Raw genomic sequence first — 18,712 nt, forward strand, 5'->3', positions numbered from 1 at the left:
CCTTAATCGATCATTTCGGTCTGGCGTTCGACCGGGTCGATCAGCACAGCCTTTTGCTGGCGCACCAGCAGGTCGAGGATTTCGTCCTGGCGCTCGCCGAGGATGCCGTTGAGGCTGATGCCGCTGGCCTTGCGCGGGGCGAGCATCGACACCTTGTACAGCTCGACCGACAGCGGCGAGTCGATCGACAGCGGGCCGGAGCCATTGGCCGCCAGCTCGCCACCCACCACGATCAGCGACACCTTGGTGTCGAACGGGTCGAGGGCGATGTCGCGGTCGGTGTCGGACAGGTCCTTGATGTGGCCGTACACGCCCACCAGGCCGTTGGCCATGGCGACGTTTTCGTACAGGCGAATGTTCACGCTGTTACGCACGCGGATGCCGTGGCGGCGGTTGTTGATCAGCTTGTTGCCCCAGATCAGGTTGTCGCCGCTTTCGTACAGGGTGATGCCGTCGGTGTGGTTGCGGTAGATCTGGTTGTAGGCGATCAGGTTGTTGATGCTGTTACGGTCGATCACCACGCCAGAGAGCTTGTTGTCGTAGCTCTTGTTGTTGATGATCCAGCTGTCGTTCACCTCACGCGACACGATGATGCCGTGCTTCTTCCTGGTGCCGTACACGGTGTTGCCGGCGATGATCAGGCGGTGCGAACGGTCGTGCGGGTCGATGCCGTAGACGATGTTGTCGCGGTAGGTGCTGTCCTTGACCACGAAGTCCTGGGTCTCGTAGCAGTAGAAGCCGTACCACATGTCGCTGAACTCCGAGCCGATGATCCAGCCGGTGGGTTCCGGGCGGCCCATGCGCTTGGCCATGTTCGGCGTGTACTGCGAAATGCTCACGCCGTACGACTTGGATTTGGCGTAGCCGAAGCTGGCCATCTTCGTGTTGACGATGTAGGTCTCGGTACCGCCCCACGACAGCAGGAACGGGCGGAATTCCTTGGGCGAGCGGAAGGTCGCCGGGCCGTTGTCCTTTTCCCGCCAGCCGGTCACCTGGGTGTCGGTGACGAACAGCTTGCCGTCATTGACCAGGAACGAACCGCCTTCCTGGGACAGGCGCAGCTGCTTGACCTTACCGTCGATCTCAAGGATGCCCTTTTGCCCGACCACGATTGGCAGGCGTGCCAGGTAAACCCCAGGCTCGACCTCGCTGAGGTACTGCCTGGGTACCTTCTTGCTCAGCTCGACCAGGTCGACATGGCCGTCATCGATGAAGATCGCCTGCGGGATGCCGTGCTGGCGCTGCACCCACTCGGCTGCCTTGTTGTCGCCGCCGACGAACTCCTTGAGGGTGTCCTCCTGGAACATGCGGCGCAGGCTGACCTTGCCTTTGTGGCGGCGGTCGATCTTTTTCTGCACCGCATCAAAGGTGTAGCCGGTCAGGTCGGGCAGCTTCGGCGGGTCCATCTGCAGCGGCTCGATCGGTGCGCTGGCCACGGTGTAGGTCTTGGCCTGCTGCAGCTCCTTGGCGATCACCTGAGGTTGTGCGGCAGCGGCCAGGCCGCTGGCCAGCAGCAAGGCGCTGGCCAACAGGCTGTGACGTAAGTGCGGGTGAAGGTTCATAACGGTCAGTCCCCTACCGGCCTCAGAAGCGCCAGATCACATCGACGAAGGCGCGGTGCATGTACGAGTCCGCTTCCTTGCCGTAGGCGTCGCCCGGCTTGAACACACCGGCACGCAAGCGCACGAGCGCGGACGGTTCGTCGATGGCCTGGCTCATCGAAGCGGGCAGCAGGCCTTGCTTGAAGTACTTGGTCACGACCACGTCCATCTCTTGGCCAAGGTCTTTTTCGCCATCGACCAGCGGGCGGTTCACGCCGTTGTCGTTGACCACCGCGTTGATGCCGCTGGAACCGATGTTCTGGTTGCCGTCGACACGCCAGAACTTGTGGTAGATCAGGCTGGCGTCGTAGTCGTCGCGCAGCTGCCAGGAAGCGAACAGGGTGGCTGCCTGCAAGTTGCCCAGCTCGCCGCGGAAGGCTTCGCCGAAGCGGTGCACACGCGAACGGGTGCCGGTGAAGTTGGAGCGGTTGCTCTCGAGGCCGGTCTGCTCGAAGTTGTTCGAGCCGTCGTCGCCACCGCCGCCGCTGCCACGGGCGTAGGCCGCGCCGACCTGCCATTGCGGGTCCAGGCGCAGGCGGATGCCGAGGTCGGTGGCCCAGGCATTGACGTCCCCGCTCTGCTTGCCGGTGGCAACCTGTTCGTTGCCTACGGCCTGGCTGCTGAGGGTGTCGCGGTCACCGGTCAGCCAGGTGACGCTGCCCCAGTAGTTGACGGTGTGGTCGTTGCGCCAGTTGTAGGCGTCGCTGTTGGCTTCAAGGCCCAGCCAGGTCAGGTCGCCGGTGCGGGTCTTGTCCAGCGCATCGACGGTTTCGCCGGGGTTCTTCAGGCTGCCGCTGTCATGGGTGTGGTGGGCGCGTACGCCTACCCAGTGGCCAGGGGTCCACTGCGTGGCGACGTTGCCGTAGAGGTGCGTGCGGTCCTTGTCTTCCGGGGCCAGCTCGGTGAGGTCGGTGCGGTACTCGCTGAAGCGCTGGGCCACGCCCAGGTCGGCCTTGAGCAGGGTGGTGTCGAAGGTCCAGTTCAGCGCTTCGATGTTGGTGTCGCGCCACATGCCGTCGTCGCTGCGCAGGCGTTGGCGACCCAGGCGCAGTTGCTCGCCCGGGTAGGCGGTGAGGCCGCTGTAGCCGACCCAGAACTCGCGCATGGCCAGGTAGCTTTTGTCGGGTTGGCGGCTGTCGTCACCGGTTTCGGTGCTGGTGCCGTCGTCGTTCTGGCGCAGGGTGTCGGTTTCGATGGTGTCGGTGGCGGCGACTGCCTGGCCCATGGCGTAAGCACTCCAGTTACCGCGCTCGCCGTACACCCAGGGGCGCAGGTCCAGGCCCAGGCCGTTGACGTCGCCGCCAGGGCGGGTGCCCAGGTCACGGTCGTCTTCCGACTGGCCGGTGATTTTCACGTCCAGGCCGAAGTTTTTCTCGGCGGTCATTTCCGCCAGGGTCGGGCAGGACCACAGCAGGGCGAAGCTCAGGCCGATGCCAGCTTTCACGAAGGGATTAAGCGTCATAGCGAGTCCTCACCGTCTACTTCTTTTTCGTCGTCTTGCAGGGCTTCGATGGCCAGGGTGCTGTTGGCCCCCTGCGCCATGCTGCCGCGCGCCTGCTTTTCTTGCGCCAGCAGTTGCTGGGCCTGGCTGCGCTGGTCAGGCGTGAGTTGCTGGTCGAGCTGTTGCAGCAGCTCAGCCGATTGCGGCGTCGGGTTGACCTGCGACAGCTGGGCGAACACCCAGGCGTTGCCCGGTTGCGGGCGGATGCCGTGGCCTTCGCTGAACAGCTGGGCCAGGGCATAGTCGGCGCTGTTCTGCCCGCCACGGGCGGCGGCCAGCAGGTTGTCGACGGCCTTCTGCGGCTCGACATTGCCCAGGTAACCGCGGCGGTACAGCTGGCCCAGGTAGTAATGGGCGCTGATTTCACCGCCGTCGGCGGCAGTTTGCAGGTGCTGCTCGGCTTTTTTGGCGTCGGCCGGCAGGGTCTTGCCCTCGTAGTACAGGCGGCCCAGCAACAGTTCGGCGCGTGGCTGTTCGGCTTCGCGGCCCTTGTCGATGTAGGCCAGCAACTGGTCGGTGTCGCCCAGTTCGGGGAAGTCGTACAGCAGTTGCGCCAGGCTGACCCAGGATGCCGGGTTGGCCGGGGCCACCTGCTCCAGCAGGTCCTTGGCGGTTTTCTCGTCGGTCTGGCCCAGGCTGCGGTCAGCCAGTACCCGGGCAACGCTGTCGACCCGGGTGGCCGGTACGGCGCCACGGGCGTAGGCGGACTTCAGCTGGCCGAGCAGGGCGGCTTGCTGGTCGGCCAGGCCACGCTTCTGGTAGACGGTGGCCAGTTCGACGTAGCAGATGTCGGTGGTATTCAGCGCGGCCTTGCAGATCTTTTCCACGTCGCCCAGGTGCTGGTCGTAGGTGGCCTGGGTGCGGTACAGCAGCACCTGGGCCAGGCCCGCTTCGGGGTTGCCGGCGGCGCGCCACTGGTCGATCTGCTGCTGCGCGTTGACCTTGGGGAAGCTCTGCGGGTAGCTGAGGTAGAGCATGGCCAGCGGAATCAGGGTGTTGCTTTCGCCCTGTTTCGCGGCCTGCTTGAGCAGGGTTTCGGCTTCCTCGCGTTCGGCCTGGGTGCTGTCGGGCTTGGCCACCAGCAGGCGGCCAAGGCGCGCCTGGGCACGGGGCGAGGTGGCGGCCGCGGCGCGGTAGGTGGCCTCGGCTTCCTTGATTTGCGACGGGTCGCGGGTGGCCACCTTGATGTCTGCCAGGCCCACTTGCGCTTCGCTGTAGCCCAGGTCGGCCAGGGCCTTGTAGTTGCGCTCGGCCAATGCCGTGTCGCCGCGCTTCATGGCTTCGTTGGCCAGGCGCTGGTCAGGCAGGCCGGCACAGCCGGCCAGGGTGATGGCAACAGCCAGGGCACAAAGACCAAGGTTCACGCGGACCCTGTGGGAGCTGGCTTGCCGGCGAGAGGCCAGTGCAGGCGATACATCTGCTGGGCGAGTGCTGCGCACTCGATCGCCGGCAAGCCAGCTCCCACAGGTATCGAGGTGTCTGCTAGTCATCGGCTTGTCCTCTTACAGCCCACGGGCCACGGCTTTGTCGATCAGCCAGTTCATAGACGGGCCACGGTCGCTGTTGACCGCTGCCGGGCGGCCGGCCAGTTCGGCGGGCATGCCACTGTCGGGCTTGATCTGCACGCGGATGTCGGAAGACAGGTCTTCGCTGTTGAGGCTGGTGCTGCTGACGATCTGGCCGGTGCGCACTTCGTCTTCGCCGGCGACCTGGAAGTTGACCCGGGTACCTGGCTTGACCTCATCGAACTGGCGGTAGCTGAAGCGCGCCTCGACCATCGGCGTGGTGGTGCGCGGGATCAGCTGGAAAATCGCCTGGCCCTTGGCTGCGTACTGGCCATCGTCCACCAGCTGGCGGGCGATCACGCAATCGCAGGGGCTGGTGAGGGTGCCGGACAGCTGCTTGCCGAACAGTTCCTCGATCTTCGCCGGCTCCAGCTGCGCGTCGTCCAGGTTGCCCTTGAGCATGTCCAGCATGCTGGTGGTGAAGCTGGCCAGTGGCGCGCCCTTGGCGATCTGCCCACCGCTTTCGACCAGGCTGCTTACTGTGCCGTCGCGCGGCATGGTGACCGTGGTGGTCGGTACCGCGACCACGCCGGCTTCGGCATGGCTGACGAAGTACATGCCGTACAGCGACTTGGCGACGAAGCCGAACGCCGCGACGCCGACCACGAACACGCCGAGGGTGACGGTGACGGCCTTGAGCCGGCCGAAGGCGCTGAGGCCCGAACCGCCGTCCTTCTGCTTGCGTGCCTTGGTGAAGTTGTCGCGCTGCAGGGTGCTGAGCACATCGCCGATGCTGATCAGCTCACCCGACAGGTGGCTGGTGATGATGTGCCGCAGCGTGGCGATGTCGCGGGGTTCAAGGTTCTGGAACTGCGCACCGGTACGGCCGCTGCCCGGGTTGTACGAGCGCACCTGGAACTCGATGTCGATCGACAGGCCCAGGTTGTCGACCACGAACTGCAGGCGCCCGCGCAGCACATCGCCCACCGACAGTGGCTGCTTGGTGTGGAAGCTCAGGCCACCGGCGGAAAGGTCATCGACCTTCACTTCGTGGGTTTGGCGCTGGGCGTCCAGGAAACGCAGCTTGGCGGGAATGCGCACCCGGGCGTGTTGGCGCTGGGCTTCGGACTCATGCACGACATTGACGTTCACGGCGGTATTCATGGTGGTTTGTTCCTGTTAGATCCGATCCGGGTTGGGCTCACACGACCATGAACAGCACAGCAACGAAGATGCTGGCAGCCGAGAAGGTCATGGTCCGCGAGGACCAGGTGTTGAACCATTGTTGAAAGCTGGCGAGGTCACGCTTGAGGGCAGTGGGCTGACGCGTCCACGACTGCTTGTCGAGGCGGAAGAACACGTAGATCTTCATCAGCGCGCCGATGATCTGGTTGTAATAGAGAATCAGCGGGTAGGCCGGGCCTACGTTGTGGCCGGAGCACAGCAGCATGATGGTGAGGATCAGGCGGGTGATGCCGATCCACAGCAGGTACACCAGCAGGAAGGCCAGGCCGAACTTGAGGCTGGCGATCACTGCTACGGTCAGCCCCAGCAGGCTGGTCCACATCGACACGCGCTGGTCGAACAGCACGATGCTGGTGAACAGCCCCAGACGGCCCAGGCCCAGACCCAGCGCACGGGAGTTCTGCCGCAGGTTGTTGCCGTACCAGCGGTACATCAGCTTGCGGCTGGCCTTGAAGAAACTCTTTTCTGGCGGGTGCTCGACCGTGTTGATGGCGGCGTCCGGCACGTAGAAGGTGTCGTAGCCCAGGCGCATCAGGCTGAACCAGCTGGATTTGTCGTCACCGGTCAGGAACTTGAAGCGGCCCAGGCGCCAGTGCATCAGCGAGTCGCTTTCGACGTCGGCAATGAATTCGGGGTTGGTCACCACGCTGGCGCGGAACATCGACATGCGCCCGGTCATGGTCAGCACGCGCTTGCTTAGTGCCATCGAGCACATGTTGATGTGGCGCTGGGCGAAGCGCAGCTTGTGCCACTCGCTCATGATGTAGCCGCCACGTACTTCGCAGAACTCGTTGGTGGTCAGGCCACCGACGTTGGGGAACAGCTTGAACCACGGCACGGTCTTGCGGACCACGCCATCGGCCAGCACCGTGTCGCCGTCGATCACTGCCACCACGGCGTTCTCGTCTGGCAGCATGCGCGAGATGGCGCGGAAGCCGTAGGCCAGGCCATCGCGCTTGCCGGTACCGGCAATGCGCACGATGTCCAGCTTCACGTGGGCCGGCGGGTTGTACTTGGCCCACAGGCTCTTCACCAGCAGTTCATCGGACATTTCCACCAGCGAGCAGACCACGGTGGTGGGGAAGCCGCAGTTGATCGCCTCGCGGATTACCGAGCTGTACACCTGGGCAGTGGTCAGTGCCTCGATACGGAAGCTGGTGACCATCAGGTAAACGTGCGACGGGTCGGCAGCATTGCCCATTTTCTGCACCTTGCGGCGCAGGTACGGGTACACGCCGTAAAGGAAGATCATGCCGCGGATGAAATGGGTGGCGCCCATGGAATAGCGCCAGATGCCGACTGCGCCGACCAGGAAGATGAAGTGCTTCGATTGCGAGTCGAAGATATCGGCTGGCAGGGCCAGGGCGATCAGCATGAGCAGGCTCATGTAGAGCAGCCACCCGGCGCACTGCAACAGCAGGGTCTGGAGCCTTTGCATGTTCAGCATCCGTCGAGAATTCGGGAAAGGGTGGGCGACGCAGGCTGTGACGCCTGCATCGCCCGGCCGAGGGCTTACCAGCAGATGCCTTCGGTACGGCTGGTCGAGCAGGTCGGTTTGCCCATGAAGCCCACCAGGTCGATCACTTGCTTGCCGGCCGGGGCTTGCTCTGCGAGGGCGCGGAACTGCTCGTCACGGTTGCCCAGGACGATGATGTCGGCGTTGTCGATGACCTTCTGGAAGTTGGCGTTGAGCAGCGAGGACACGTGAGGGATCTTCGACTCGATGTACTCTTTGTTCGCCCCGTGAACGCGGGCGTACTCGACGTTCTCGTCGTAGATGTCCAGTTGGTAGCCCTTGCCGATCAGGCGCTCGGCCAGTTCTACCAGGGGGCTTTCGCGCAGGTCGTCGGTGCCGGCCTTGAAGCTCAGGCCGAGCAGGGCGACCTTGCGCTTGTCGTGGGCTTCGATCAGCTCGAAGGCGTTCTGCACCTGCGACTCGTTGCTGAGCATCAGCGAATCGAGCAGCGGCGCCCGGACGTCGAGGCTGGCAGCGCGGTAGGTGAGGGCGCGTACATCCTTGGGCAGGCACGAGCCACCGAAGGCGAAACCTGGGCGCATGTAGTACTGCGACAGGTTCAGCACCTTGTCCTGGCAGACCACGTCCATCACATCGCGACCATCGACACCGACGGCCTTGGCGATGTTGCCGATTTCGTTGGCGAAGGTGACCTTGGTGGCGTGCCAGACGTTGCAGGTGTACTTGATCATCTCGGCCACTTCGATCGGCTTGCGAATGACCGGCGCGTCGAGTTCTTCGTACAAGCTCTGCAGCACGTCGCCGCTGGCGCTGTCCAGTTCACCGATGACGGTCATCGGTGGGTGGTCGTAGTCCTTGATCGCGGTGCTTTCACGCAGGAACTCCGGGTTGACCGCGACGCCGAAGTCGACACCGGCCTTCTTGCCCGAGCAGTCTTCGAGAATCGGAATGACCACGTTCTTGACGGTGCCCGGCAGCACGGTGCTGCGTACCACGATGGTGTGGCGGCGGGTGGTGTCACGCAGCACATAGCCAATTTCGCGGCACACAGCCTCGATGTACTCCAGGCCCAGGTCGCCGTTCTTCTTGCTGGGCGTCCCCACGCAGATCATCGACACGTCGCTGGCGCGGATGGCCTCGGCGAAGTCGGTGGTGCCACGCAGGCGGCCATTGGCGATGCCCTGTTGCAGCAGTGCTTCCAGGCCAGGTTCGACGATGGGCGACTTGCCCTGGTTGATCAGGTCGATCTTGGTGCTGGACACGTCCACACCGATCACGTCATGGCCTCGCGCCGTCAGGCAGCCTGCACAGACTGCACCCACATAACCCAAACCAAAGATGCTGATACGCATCGCTATCACCTCATGTGTTTATCACGCCGGCACCTCCGCAGAGAGCCAAGCTGGGTTGATTAACAACAGTTTTTGGGCGCACGGATCCATGACGAATGCACACTTCGCCGAGCGCAGGCCAAATAAATGTGGAGCGCAGAAAGTTATGCGCTCAAAGTTGACAGTAAAAAGCCATCTATTAAAAACGTGCCTTGAAATGCAGCCGTCTTTATTGCAAAGCGCTACTTGGCGCGTTGCTGTGCTTGTTTTTTCAAGTGGAAAAATCCTTTGAAATCAACCACTAGGACGAATTATAAGGGCGCGTCTCTCCTGCGTTGACAGGGTTTTCGGGGGATCCCGTCATACCTGCCGAAGTTATCAAGGCGGTCGTGGATACCTGCCCTTGTCATCTGTAAGTCATCTCTCACAGCCCGTGGGCAGGAAATTCGTTACGGCACTATGAGCGATTAGCCGGTGTGGAAGTTCCTGAGCCGATTTGGTCGGGATGAAAGTTTTCTAAATATTTATTCAGTTGTGGGCAGTTTCAATTTGATGGCACGCGGATGTTTCACCCCCGTATATAAAGGGTGAAACTGTTACGAGATATTTTTATGCCAGCATCGGGAAATTTTTTTCAAAAAACGTCAAAAAAGGTATGAGCGGTCTTATGGCGTTTGGCGATAAGGATAGCTGTGGTGGTTTTCTGGCGCCGGAATCGTGACGTAGTGGCGATTTGAATCGGGCCCTGTTGCGGGGGAAGGGGATGTCACAGGTGCCTCACCGCTATCAAGGCCAGTGGGGGATCTGTAGGAGCAGCCTTGTGCTGCGAAGAGGCCAGTTGGGCAACACATTTTCTGTGGCTGAAACGGCCTCTTCGCAGCACAAGGCTGCTCCTACAGGTCTTGTGGATGCGTCGTAGACGATGATGGTCAGTAGGAGTGAGCGGTGCTCGATATCACAACTTTCGGCTTATGACTTGGCCTGAGTAATCCAAGCAGTCTCTTACCCTGATTTGCTGGACTGTCGCCAAGGGTAGGTCCGGTCAATTGAAGAGTTGCGTGGCCATGTGAGAGGGAACTGTTGGTCTGACCGGGCAGCCCCTCCGTCATGATAGGCCTAGTCGGCAGGATGATCGCGCAGGTACACCAGATGGTCTGGCTTGGACTGCTCGGCACTGTAGTAGTAGCCCTGCACGTCGAACTGCTTGAGCTGCTCCGGGTCGCTGATGCGCTGCTGGATGACGAAGCGGCTCATCATGCCCCGGGCTTTCTTGGCGTAGAAGCTGATGATCTTGTACTGGCCGTTTTTCAGGTCCTTGAAGTCGACGTTGATCACCCGAGCCTTCAGCGCGCTGCGTTTCACCGCACTGAAGTACTCGTTGCTGGCCAGGTTCAGCAGCACGTCATCGCCTTGTTCGGCCAGGGCCTGGTTCAGCCATTCGCTGATGCGTGTGCCCCAGAAGGCGTACAGGTCTTTGCCGCGGGCGTTGGCCAGCTTGGTGCCCATTTCCAGGCGATACGGTTGCATCAGGTCGAGCGGGCGCAGCAGGCCGTACAGGCCCGAAAGCATGCGCAGGTGGTCTTGCGCGTAGCTGAAGTCGTTCTCGCCCAGGCTTTCGGCGTCGAGGCCGGTGTACACGTCACCCTTGAACGCCAGCAGTGCCTGCTTGGCATTGGCTGGGGTGAAGTCCGGGGTCCAGCTGCCGAAGCGGGCGGCGTTCAGGCCGGCGAGCTTGTCGGACAGGTGCATCAGTTCGCTGATCTGTGCGGGCGACAGTTCGCGCAGTTGCAGGATCAGTTCCTGGGAGTCGTCCAGGTACTGGGGCAGGGTGAAACGCTCGGTCACAGGTTTGGTGTCGTAGTCGAGGGTCTTGGCGGGGGAAATCACCGTCAGCATCGGGTCGGCTCCTGGCATCGTTGGCCACAGATTCTACGGGCTGGGCGGTGCAAGTCCAAACTATGGCGACGATAGTCACAGACCATGGCCGGTGCAGGCGCTATAGTTCGCGTTTTGCCGTTGCGGAGCCATCCACCGTGCGCATTGCCTTTGCCTTGCTGGCCGCTCTGCTGAGCCTGGCCGTGCAAGCCGCCCCATTACCCCAGGTGAGCCTGGACCGCAGCCTGTGGCCCGAGCAACTGAACAGCCCGGCGCTGTTCGATGTGGCCTCGCGGGCCGAGATTCTCTCGTTCGCTCAGGTACTGCACGAAAGCGAGTTGCTCGACGACGCAGCGCTGGCGGCGCGGCTGGGGTTGCGGCAGATCAACCTGCAGAAGGTACGCCTTGTGCGTGCGCGCATGTGGCAGCGGCTGTGGCAAGGGTATGAACAGGCGCAGCGCAGCTGCGAGCAGGATGCCTCGTTCTGCTATCCGGTGACATCAATGGCGGATTTGCGCATGCAAGCCGCGACGTTCGCTGCCGATGTCGGCACGTTTTATGAAAGCTGGATTGAGCCGAGCCATCAGTTTCATGTGCGTTACCTGGACGAACAACTGCGCAAGGCGGCATTGCTGCCGCAGACCAGCAGCGAGGTTGAGCGGCTGTCGCCGCGCGAACGCAGTGGTGATGAACTGAACGACCGGATGTTCCTGCTGACCTTCGTCGGCGGCCCCGGGCCAGAGGGCGGCAATACCGATCAGCTTGCCGACTACCTGCGCCGGCAGAAGCTTGAAGGTACGTTCTTCGTGTTGGGCAACCGCTTGCAGCAGCGCCGTGACGCCGGGGCGGCAAATGCCTTGCGCCAGCTCTACCGCGGCCAGTGTGTGGGCATTCAGGGTTGGGAATACCGCTCCCATGCCCAATGGACCGACTGGCAGGATTCGCTGCGGCGCAGCCAGGCAAGGGTACAGGCCGACCTGCCGGCAGAGTATGTGCCGTTGTTCCGGCCACCCTACGGGCAGCGTCGGGCCGATGGTGAGGCGTTCATGGCCAGCCAGCAGCTGCGGGTGTCGTTGTGGGATATCGATGCCCTGGACGATGGCGCACTGAGCGCAGAGGCCTCTGCGCAGCGGGTGCTGACCCTGATGCTGCTGTGGCGCAAGGGTGTGATCCAGCTCCATGACAGCTTGCCCAAGGCCCAGCCAGCGGTGGAGTGGTTGCTGCGCAACACGGCCCAGAGCGGCATTGGCTGGGCGGATTGCCGGGAATATGCTTATCGCGAAGAGGGGGTATGACTTCTGAGCGTAGTCCCCTCTGGCTTCGCCGCCAAGGCCTCTTCATCAATCTGAAAAATAAACTTCAAAACACATAAAAATACTTTTTTCGTTCATCGTTTTTGCGGTATGAAGAAACCAGACAGCCGATTCCTGCAGCACAGGTGGCGTCATCCAGGCCCACCTAGCCAGGTTCGCTTCCCGCCCGTAACAACGCGGCGCCGGGGAGACCGGTAGTCACTCTGCGGCGCAACAGACCGCGCCGTGTGGCTTCGACATAAGGTGACCGAGTATGGATGACCAAGGACGCAACCCTTCCTCCAGCAAGCCAATCCTGTATGTGCTCGATACCAACGTCCTGATTCACGACCCCAACGCGTTACTGAACTTCGAGGAGCACCATGTCGCCATCCCGATGACGGTGCTGGAGGAACTCGACAAGCTCAAGACTGGCAAACAGACCATCGCTGCCGAATGTCGCCAGGCCATCCGCCTGATCGACCAGACCCTCGGCGACGCTTCGCCCAGCGATGTCGAGCAGGGCGTGCCGATCCAGCGTAACAAGAGTGGGCCGAAGGGCTTCTTGTCGATCCTGATGAGCCCGCGCAACGAACCCAGCAAGTTGCTGCCGGAAAACCTCAACGACAACATCATCATCAACACCCTGCTCGACGTACGTAGCCGGCGCGCCGACCTGGATGTTGTGCTGGTTACCAAAGACATCAACATGCGCCTGAAGGCGCGCGCCTGTGGCATTGCGGCCGAGGACTACAGCACCGACCAGCTGGTGGATGACGTGTCCTTGCTGTCCAAGGGCTACCATTCGGTCACCGGCTCGTTCTGGGACCGCGTCAGCAAGGTGGATACCCGTCAGGAGCGCGGCCGCACCTGGCATAGGGTGCAGATGATCGACAACCTGCCTGCGGTACACATCAACGAGTTCATCATCGATGAACAGGGCTTTGTCGGCTGGATCAAGGGTATCCGCAACGATGAGCTGCTGCTGCTCGACCTGCACCAGGAGCCACTGCTGCACCAGGAAGCCTGGGGGCTGAAACCACGCGACATCCACCAGAGCCTGGCGCTGTTCGCCCTGCTCGACCCGGATATCCACCTGGTCAACCTGACCGGCGCGGCTGGCTCCGGCAAGACCATCCTGGCCCTGGCCGCAGCCATCGAGCAGACCATGGTCAGCAAGCGCTACCGGCGCATCATTGCTACCCGCAGCGTGCAGGGGCTGGACCAGGAGATCGGCTTCCTGCCGGGCACCGAGGCCGAGAAGATGGAGCCTTGGCTGGGCGCCATCACCGACAACCTCGAAGCCTTGCACATGGATGACGAGAGCACCCATGGCAGCGTCGAGTACATCCTTGAGCGCGTGCCGTTGCAGTTCAAGTCGCTGAACTACATCCGAGGCCGTAGTTTCCAGCAAAGCCTGATCCTGATCGACGAGTGCCAGAACCTGACGCCGCACCAGATGAAAACCATCATCACCCGTGCCGGCTCCGGTTCCAAGGTGGTCTGCCTGGGCAACCTGGCGCAGATCGACACCCCCTACCTGTCCGCGACCAGCTCGGGCCTTACCTACCTGACCGAGCGCTTCAAGGACTTCCCCCACGGCGTGCACATCACCCTGCAGGGCGTGCCACGCTCGGTGCTGGCCGAGTACGCCGAGTCGCATCTGTAAAGCTGTTGGGCCGGGCAGATTACTGCCCGGCCTTGCCTGCCAGCCTCCCTTGCGTTCTGTAGGAGCAGCCTTGTGCTGCGAAGAGGCCATTACAGGCATAGCTATCTTCCAGTCATGCCGGCCCTTTCGCAGCACAAGGCTGCTCCTACAGGTGATGGGCATGCCTTGAAGCCGATGTGGGGCGACACATACCTCTGCTCAAACCTGACCCACAGGTTTACACTGGCTGTTCCCTTCACAGGAGCAGAGCAGTGCTGACACATCTTGATTCCCAGGGGCGGGCCAACATGGTCGACGTCACTGAAAAGGCCGTGACCGAGCGCGAGGCCACCGCCGAGGCGCGGGTGCGCATGTTGCCGCAGACCTTGCAGATGATCGTCGACGGTGACCACCCCAAGGGCGACGTGTTCGCCGTGGCGCGCATTGCCGGGATCCAGGCGGCGAAGAAGACCAGCGACCTGATCCCGCTGTGCCACCCGCTGATGCTGACCAGCGTCAAGGTCGAACTCAGCGCGGAGGGCAAGGACGCCGTGCGTATCGTCGCCCGTTGCAAGCTGGCCGGGCAGACCGGTGTCGAGATGGAGGCGCTGACCGCTGCCAGCGTTGCCGCGCTGACGATCTATGACATGTGCAAGGCCGTGGACAAGGGCATGGTCATCGAACAGGTGCGCCTGCTGGAAAAGCTCGGCGGCAAGAGCGGCCACTACAAGGTGCAGGCATGATGAAGGTCAAGGTGATGTACTTCGCCCGCTACCGCGAACGGCTTGGCGTGGATGGCGAGCGTGTTGAAGGCGCGTTCAAGGTGCTGGACGACGTACGCCAGGCCCTGGTGGCCAAGGGCGGGCACTATGCGGTCCTGGCCGAGCAGAACCTGATGTGCGCGCGCAACGAAGAGCTGTGCAAGCTCGATGAGCCGCTGGAAGAGGGTGATGAAGTGGCGTTCTTCCCGCCGGTAACCGGAGGCTGAACATGGCAGTGCGAGTGCAGCAGGACGCGTTCGACCCGGGCGCCGAGGTGAATGCCATGCACGCGGCCAACGTTGGCGTGGGCGCGGTGGTCGGTTTTGTCGGCTATGTGCGGGATTTCAACGATGGCCGCGAAGTGGCGGGGATGTTCCTTGAACACTACCCGGGCATGACCGAAAAGGCCCTGGCCAAGATCGTGGTCGAGGCCGAGCAGCGCTGGCCGTTGCTCAAGGTGGAGGTGTTGCACCGCATCGGGGCGCTGGAGCCGGGCGAGCCGATCGTGTTTGTCGGTGTGGCCAGTGCCCATCGGCAGGCGGCGTTCGATGCCTGCAACTTCATCATGGACTACCTGAAGACCCGGGCGCCGTTCTGGAAGAAGGAGAATACCCAGGAAGGACCGCGGTGGGTTGAAGGCAAGCAGAGTGATCAGGATGCGGCGGGGCGCTGGTAGTCAAGGCAGTATTGGCCCCCTGTGGGAGCGGCCTTGTGTCGCGAAAGGGCCGCGAAGCGGCCCCAGGATTTTAGCGTTGATGCAAAAAATGATGGGGCCGCTTTGCGGCCCTTTCGCGGCACAAGGCCGCTCCTACAAGGGCGGCGTCAGCATTCGGGCAATCAGTGGTGCTTGCGCGGCACCGGCTTCAACAGCTCATCCGGTGGCATTTCGCACTTGATCTTGCGCCCCAGCAGTTCCTCGATCGCCGGCAGCTGATACGAGTCATCCTCCCCGGCAAAGCTGATCGACACGCCACTGGCCCCGGCACGGCCAGTACGGCCAATGCGGTGCACGTAGTCGTCCGGGTCTTCTGGCAGGGTGAAGTTGATCACGTGGCTGATGCCATCGATATGGATGCCACGCCCGGCCACGTCGGTGGCCACCAGCACGGTGATGCGCCCTTCGCGGAAGTTTTCCAGGGTGCGGATGCGCTTGTGCTGCGGCACGTCGCCCGACAGCTGGGCGGCATTGATGCCGTCGCGCACCAGTTTTTCCTCGATGCGCCGCACTTCGTCCTTGCGGTTGGCAAACACCATCACCCGTTCCCAGTTGTTCTGGGTTACCAGGTTGTACAGCAGCTTGTACTTGTCGCTGCCAGCCACTGCATACACGTGCTGCTCGACCGTTTCGCTGGCCACGTTTTCCGGCTCGATCTCGACGATGGCCGGGTTGGTGGTCCACTGCTTGGCCAGGTTCATCACGTCGTCGGTGAAGGTGGCGGAGAACAGCAGGGTCTGGCGCTCGCTTTTCGGCGGCGTCTGGCGAATGATCTGGCGCACCTGGGGGATGAAGCCCATGTCGAGCATGCGGTCGGCTTCGTCCAGCACCATCACCTCGACCATGTCCAGGTGCACCTCGCCGCGCTGGTTGAAGTCCAGCAGGCGGCCCGGGGTGGCTACCAGGATGTCGCAGTGGCGTGCTTCAAGGGCCTTCAGCTGCTTGTCGAAGTCCATGCCGCCGACGAAGCTCATGACGTTCAGGCCGGTGTACTTGGTAAGCGCAGCGGCGTCCTTGGCGATCTGCACCACCAGCTCGCGGGTAGGCGCGATGATCAGCGCGCGCGGTTCGCCCATGTAGCGTTCCTTGGGCGGTGGCGTCTGCTGCAGCTGGGAAATGATCGAGATCAAAAACGCTGCGGTCTTGCCGGTACCGGTCTGCGCCCGGCCGATGGCGTCCTGGCCACGCAGGGTATAACCCAGCACCTGCGCCTGGATCGGCGTGCAGTACGGGAAGCCCAGGTCGTGGATGGCGTGCATCAGCTCGTTGGACAGCTTGAAGTCGTGGAAGCGGGTCTTGCCTTCCTGCGGCTCGACCACGAAGTCTTCCGGCTTCCACAGGCTGGCCTGCGGCTTGGGCTTGCGCTCGCGACGCGGTTTGTCCTTGGCCGCTTTGTCGGCAGGTGGCGTAGCAGTAGCGGGTTGTTCAGCCTTGGGGGCGGGGGTGGCACGCGGTACGGCCGGTTTTGCTGCGGGCCGGGCCTCGCTGGCGGGTGCGGGCGCAGGCGGCATCACGCTGGCAGCAGGAGCGACGGCTTGAGGCGCGGCGTCTCCCTTGCCGAATATTTTCTTGAGTGCTTTGAGCACGATCGTCTCATCAACTGATTAAGGAATGTACGCCGGGCAGTGTAATGCAAGATCCGGGCGCGGCGTAGCGGAATACTCCCACAACTACAAGAGAGCCAGCCTATTGCAGTTGCTCGCTCAGCCAGTTGTGAATGTCGTTCAGTTCTTCGACCACCACTTCGTGTTCCATGGGGTATTCGTACCAGCGGGCGGCGACACCCCAGGTGTTCAGGTACTCGAAGGCGGTGCGGCCCATGGACGGGATCACCACCGGGTCATGCACGCCATGCAGGCACAGGGCCGGGGTGCGCTGCTGGCAGGCACTCAACTGGTGCTGGTCATTGAAGGTGGGGGCATAGGTGGACAGGGCAATTACCCCGCCCAGTGCTTCTTGCCACTTTATATAGGCAGTGTGCAGCACCACCGCGCCACCCTGGGAGAAGCCGGCCAGGAAGATCCGCGACAGGTTGATGCCTTTGGCCTGCTCGGCCTTGATCAGGGCAACCACTTGCTCGGCCGACGCTTCCAGCTGCGCTTCGTCAATGGCGCGGGCCGGGGTCATGGCCTTGATGTCATACCAGCTGGGCATGGCATACCCGCCATTTATGGTGACTGGACGGGTCGGGGCCTGGGGCATGATGAAGCGGGTGCTGAGCAGACGCTCCTGCATGAATTCGGCCACAGGTAGGAAGTCGTAACGGTCGGCCCCCAGACCGTGCAACCAGATCACACAGGCGTCAGCGGTTTTCTGTGGTTCGAGAATCAGCGGGTTGGTCATGACTGCTCCGAAAATGTGCGGGTCTTGTTATGGCGTGCGTGAAAAGAAGGCGCTGGAAATGATTGTCGGAAAAAGAATGTCGCAACGATACAACTTTCCCTACTTGACGAGCGCTTAAACGCTACAGCCAACGAATCTGGTACGCGCTTTGCAGTTCAACCTGTGATGCAAAGGGCAGGCCTTGACGGTAACACCCTTTGCACGCGAAGGCTGTCACAGAACAGTCCATTGCGCCAATTGACCCAATAACAAGCCAATACGGGTCGGATACGCCTCAAAAGGGTGCGGTGCAATTCCGGCTCGATACAACAAGAGCGATTTGGAGGTTGTGAATGAAGATGTTGAAAACCACCCTGGCAGTCCTGACCGCTGCCGCCGCACTGGGCGCCGTGAGCACTGCCCAGGCCGGCGCCACCCTCGATGCGGTAAAGAAGAAGGGCTTCGTCCAGTGTGGCGTGAGCGACGGTCTTCCGGGCTTCTCGGTACCTGATGCGCAAGGCAAGATCGTCGGTATCGACGCCGATGTCTGCCGCGCCGTGGCCGCCGCCGTGTTCGGCGACGCGACCAAGGTCAAGTTCAGCCAGCTCAACGCCAAGGAACGCTTCACCGCCCTGCAATCGGGCGAGGTCGACGTGCTGTCGCGCAACACCACCTGGACCAGCTCGCGCGATGCCGGCATGGGCCTGGTGTTCGCCGGCGTCACCTACTACGACGGCGTAGGCTTTTTGGTCAACAAGAAGCTGGGTGTCTCCAGCGCCAAGGAGCTCGACGGCGCAACCATCTGTATCCAGGCCGGTACCACCACCGAGCTGAACGTGTCGGACTTCTTCCGCGCCAATAACCTCAAGTACACGCCGATCACCTTCGACACTTCGGACGAAAGCGCCAAGTCGCTGGAGTCGGGCCGTTGCGACGTGCTGACCTCGGACAAGTCGCAGTTGTTCGCCCAGCGTTCCAAGCTGGCCGCGCCGACCGACTACGTGGTACTGCCGGAAACCATCTCCAAGGAGCCGCTGGGCCCGGTGGTGCGTAAAGGCGACGAGGAGTGGTTCAGCATCGTCAAGTGGACCCTGTTCGCCATGCTCAACGCCGAAGAGGCGGGCGTCACCTCGAAGAATGTCGAGGCCGAAGCCAAAGGCACCAAAAACCCGGACGTCGCCCGCCTGCTGGGTGCGGACGGTGAGTACGGCAAGGACCTCAAGCTGCCCAAAGACTGGGTAGTGCAAATCGTGAAACAAGTCGGCAACTACGGCGAAGTGTTCGAGAAGAACCTGGGCCAGAGCACCGACCTGAAGATCGACCGTGGCATGAACGCCCTGTGGAACAACGGCGGCATCCAGTACGCGCCACCTGTGCGCTGATGGTTGCACCCTGCGGCGGCATCCCGCCGCCGCAGGCTGTTCGAATCCCTACTGTCC

Annotated in this window: 15 protein-coding genes; 6 read left to right on the forward strand and 9 right to left on the reverse strand. The window is 62.3% G+C overall.

Translation table 11 applies throughout. The features are described 5' to 3' along the window. Positions 1–2: 2 nt before the first annotated feature. The 7 genes from algG to yaaA form a co-directional block, all read right to left on the reverse strand. Entirely contained in the window at positions 3–1,562 is a 1,560-nt protein-coding gene (algG, locus tag ABOC32_RS07780; protein ID WP_426810636.1) for a mannuronan 5-epimerase AlgG, read from the reverse strand. 22 nt (positions 1,563–1,584) lie between these two features. Further along, entirely contained in the window at positions 1,585–3,063 is a 1,479-nt protein-coding gene (locus ABOC32_RS07785; protein WP_426810637.1) for an alginate export family protein, read from the reverse strand. Next, complete coding sequence (algK, locus tag ABOC32_RS07790) at positions 3,060–4,592, reverse strand: alginate biosynthesis TPR repeat lipoprotein AlgK (RefSeq protein WP_426810638.1); 1,533 nt, start codon at positions 4,590–4,592, stop codon at positions 3,060–3,062. Before algK ends, ABOC32_RS07785 begins: the two co-directional genes overlap by 4 nt. A gap of 12 nt (positions 4,593–4,604) precedes the next feature. Then, on the reverse strand, positions 4,605–5,771 hold the full coding sequence (locus ABOC32_RS07795) for a PilZ domain-containing protein (protein ID WP_426810639.1): 1,167 nt from the start codon (positions 5,769–5,771) through the stop codon (positions 4,605–4,607). A 37-nt stretch (positions 5,772–5,808) separates the two neighbouring features. Further along, positions 5,809–7,290: a glycosyltransferase family 2 protein gene (locus ABOC32_RS07800; protein ID WP_426810640.1), complete on the reverse strand. Its 1,482-nt coding sequence runs from the start codon at positions 7,288–7,290 to the stop codon at positions 5,809–5,811. A 74-nt stretch (positions 7,291–7,364) separates the two neighbouring features. Further along, entirely contained in the window at positions 7,365–8,681 is a 1,317-nt protein-coding gene (locus ABOC32_RS07805; RefSeq protein WP_426810641.1) for a nucleotide sugar dehydrogenase, read from the reverse strand. Positions 8,682–9,776: 1,095 nt separating this feature from the next. Continuing rightward, positions 9,777–10,556, reverse strand: a complete 780-nt coding sequence (gene yaaA / locus ABOC32_RS07810) for a peroxide stress protein YaaA (protein WP_426810642.1) — start codon at positions 10,554–10,556, stop codon at positions 9,777–9,779. Between the two features lie 137 nt (positions 10,557–10,693). Here yaaA and ABOC32_RS07815 point away from each other — a divergent pair, with 137 nt between their 5' ends. From ABOC32_RS07815 to moaE, 5 genes are all read left to right on the forward strand, one after another. Continuing rightward, on the forward strand, positions 10,694–11,830 hold the full coding sequence (locus ABOC32_RS07815; protein ID WP_426810643.1) for a polysaccharide deacetylase family protein: 1,137 nt from the start codon (positions 10,694–10,696) through the stop codon (positions 11,828–11,830). A gap of 271 nt (positions 11,831–12,101) precedes the next feature. Then, positions 12,102–13,496, forward strand: coding sequence for a PhoH family protein (locus ABOC32_RS07820; RefSeq protein WP_234227717.1), 1,395 nt, complete (start codon positions 12,102–12,104; stop codon positions 13,494–13,496). Positions 13,497–13,747: 251 nt separating this feature from the next. Further along, positions 13,748–14,218, forward strand: a complete 471-nt coding sequence (gene moaC, locus ABOC32_RS07825; RefSeq protein WP_426810644.1) for a cyclic pyranopterin monophosphate synthase MoaC — start codon at positions 13,748–13,750, stop codon at positions 14,216–14,218. Continuing rightward, positions 14,218–14,463: a MoaD/ThiS family protein gene (locus ABOC32_RS07830; protein WP_426811580.1), complete on the forward strand. Its 246-nt coding sequence runs from the start codon at positions 14,218–14,220 to the stop codon at positions 14,461–14,463. Before moaC ends, ABOC32_RS07830 begins: the two co-directional genes overlap by 1 nt. A 2-nt stretch (positions 14,464–14,465) precedes the next feature. Further along, complete coding sequence (gene moaE / locus ABOC32_RS07835) at positions 14,466–14,912, forward strand: molybdopterin synthase catalytic subunit MoaE (RefSeq protein ID WP_426810645.1); 447 nt, start codon at positions 14,466–14,468, stop codon at positions 14,910–14,912. Positions 14,913–15,073: 161 nt separating this feature from the next. On the opposite strand, the gene rhlB is transcribed toward moaE, so the two are convergent. Then, entirely contained in the window at positions 15,074–16,537 is a 1,464-nt protein-coding gene (gene rhlB, locus ABOC32_RS07840) for an ATP-dependent RNA helicase RhlB (protein WP_426810646.1), read from the reverse strand. Positions 16,538–16,637: 100 nt separating this feature from the next. Beyond that, on the reverse strand, positions 16,638–17,294 hold the full coding sequence (locus ABOC32_RS07845; protein ID WP_426810647.1) for an alpha/beta hydrolase: 657 nt from the start codon (positions 17,292–17,294) through the stop codon (positions 16,638–16,640). A 332-nt stretch (positions 17,295–17,626) separates the two neighbouring features. Here ABOC32_RS07845 and ABOC32_RS07850 point away from each other — a divergent pair, with 332 nt between their 5' ends. Then, positions 17,627–18,655, forward strand: a complete 1,029-nt coding sequence (locus tag ABOC32_RS07850) for an amino acid ABC transporter substrate-binding protein (RefSeq protein WP_043197986.1) — start codon at positions 17,627–17,629, stop codon at positions 18,653–18,655. Positions 18,656–18,712: the final 57 nt, after the last annotated feature.

Origin of the sequence: Pseudomonas sp. WOUb67 (genome assembly GCF_050058005.1) — a bacterium.
Taxonomy (GTDB): Bacteria; Pseudomonadota; Gammaproteobacteria; order Pseudomonadales; family Pseudomonadaceae; genus Aquipseudomonas; species Aquipseudomonas putida_R.